This window comes from Streptomyces huiliensis, assembly GCF_020037025.1.
In the GTDB taxonomy this organism is placed as follows: Bacteria; Actinomycetota; Actinomycetes; order Streptomycetales; family Streptomycetaceae; genus Streptomyces; species Streptomyces huiliensis.
On sequence record NZ_JAIQLH010000457.1, the window covers coordinates 1 to 1935 of the forward strand.

General features: G+C 77.9%; 2 protein-coding genes. One reads left to right on the plus strand and one right to left on the minus strand.

Going from position 1 to position 1935, the window contains the following annotated elements; all coding sequences use genetic code 11:
• Positions 1-62: 62 nt before the first annotated feature.
• The gene (locus tag JNW98_RS35075; RefSeq protein WP_223772313.1) at positions 63-1553 is read left to right on the plus strand and encodes a bifunctional phosphatase PAP2/diacylglycerol kinase family protein; all 1491 of its coding nucleotides are present in this window, start codon (positions 63-65) and stop codon (positions 1551-1553) included.
• Between the two features lie 38 nt (positions 1554-1591).
• Here the strand turns inward: JNW98_RS35075 and JNW98_RS35080 are convergent.
• The coding region (locus JNW98_RS35080; RefSeq protein WP_223772314.1) for an STAS domain-containing protein at positions 1592-1935 on the minus strand (344 nt) is incomplete at its 5' end.

A 1935-nucleotide genomic window follows, 5' to 3' on the forward strand; every position in this document is an offset into this window, starting at 1 on the left:
GCGGTGCCGCCGCCCTCCGGCGCGTCCGCATCATCGTCCGCCGCCGGGGGTAGTCGTGGCGCATGCGCAAAGCGGTGAGTTCATGGGACCAAGCAGCGTTTCGTGCGGTGGCGACCCGGCACTGGCCCGGCGCCGACCGCGTCCTGCCCCGGCTGTCGCGCAGCGCCGACCACGGCCTGCTGTGGTTCGGCCTGGCGGCCGGCGCGGTGGCGCTGGGCGGCAGGCCGGCCCGGCGGGCGGCCCTGCGGGGCGCGGCCTCGCTCGCCCTGGCCTCGGCCACGGTGAACACGCTCGGCAAACGGTCCGTACGCCGCGCGCGGCCCCTGGCGGACGTCGTCCCCCTGGTCCGCCGGCTGGCCCGCCAGCCCATCACCACGTCCTTCCCCTCCGGGCACTCGGCCTCCGCGGCCGCATTCGCCACCGGCGTCGCCCTGGAGAACCCCGGCTGGGGGCTCGCCCTGGCGCCGGTCGCCGCGTCCGTCTGCTTCTCCCGCGTCTACACGGGCGTCCACTATCCGGGTGACGTGCTCGCCGGCGCCGCGCTCGGCGCGGGCGCCGCGTTCGCCGTGCGCGGCCTGGTGCCGACCCGGCAGCAGCTCGCGCCGCCCGCCCGGCCGCAGGCCGACGCCCCCGCCCTCCCGGAGGGCCGGGGCCTGGTCGTGGTGGCGAACCCCGGCTCCGGCCAGCGGCTGACCGAACGGCCGGACGTCGTCGGGCCCCTGCGCTCGGTGCTGCCGCGCGCCGAGTTCCTCACCGTCGGCGGCGAACCCGACGGGCCCGCCTCCCTGGAGGACGCCCTGGAGGCGGGCGCGGCGCGGGCGCGGGAGCTCGGGGGCGCGCTCGGCGTCCTGGGTGGCGACGGGACGGTCAACGCCGCCGCCGCCGTCGCCCGGCGGCACGGGCTGCCGCTGGCCGTCCTGCCCGGCGGCACGTACAACCACTTCGCCTACGACCTGGGCATCGAGACACTCGGCGACGCCTGCCGGGCGGTCGAGTGCGGGGAGGCGGTCGCCGTCGACATGGTGCGGATCCGGGGCGGCGTGGAGCGCGACGAACGGTGGTTCCTCAACACCTTCAGCGTCGGCGCCTACCCGGAGCTCGTCCGGATCCGCGAGCGGTGGGCCCCCCGGATCGGCGCCTGGCCCGCCGGGATCCTGGCCGCCGTGCACGTCCTGCGCACCGGCCGGCCCGTCACCGTCGAGATCAACGGCCGGCGGCAGGCCGTGTGGACGGTCTTCGCCGGCAACTGCACCTACCGCGGCCTCGGCGCGGCCCCGGTCCGCCGCCACGACCTCGCCGACGGCGTCCTGGACGTCCGCATCGTCACCGCCGGCCGGCTGGCCCGCACCCGGCTGCTGATCGCGGCGCTGACGGGCGGCATCCGCAGCACCCCCGTCCTCGGCACGGCCCGCCCGCGGCGGCTGCGCATCGGCGGACTGCACTCCGGCGCGCACTTCGCGTACGACGGGGAGACCGCCCCGGTGCCGGGCGGCCTGACGCTGGAGAAGGAGAACGAGGCGCTGGTGGTCTACCGGCTGCCTACCGGTCCGTAAAGCCCGGTGAGGCCCGCGGCCGGATAGCGGCGCGCCGCTCAGGCGGCGATGAGGGGGCCGAGCACCGCGTCGGTCCCGGTCACGGACAGCAGGCGGGCGACGCCGTGCTGCAGCGGCCCCCGCACGACGAGCGCGGCCCCGGCGTCCGCGGCCTCCAGCCGGGCCCACAGCAGGGTGTTCAGACCGGTGCAGTCGCAGAAGCTCACCTCGGCGAGTTCCAGGGCGAGGGAGCAGGGATGGTGCTGCCCGAGGCAGGCGCAGATGGCGCGGCGCAGTCCCGGGGCGGTGCCGAGGTCCACCTCGCCCGTGAGGCGGATGGCGGCGCGGTCGCCGTGAAGGTCCGTGCGCGTGCGCAGGCGCCGGGCGGGTGGGTCGGGGTTCG

Excerpts from the sequence above, each read along its gene's own strand:
- JNW98_RS35075 (WP_223772313.1), top strand. The coding sequence starts at position 63 with ATGCGCAAAGCGGTGAGTTCATGGGACCAAGCAGCGTTTCGTGCGGTG.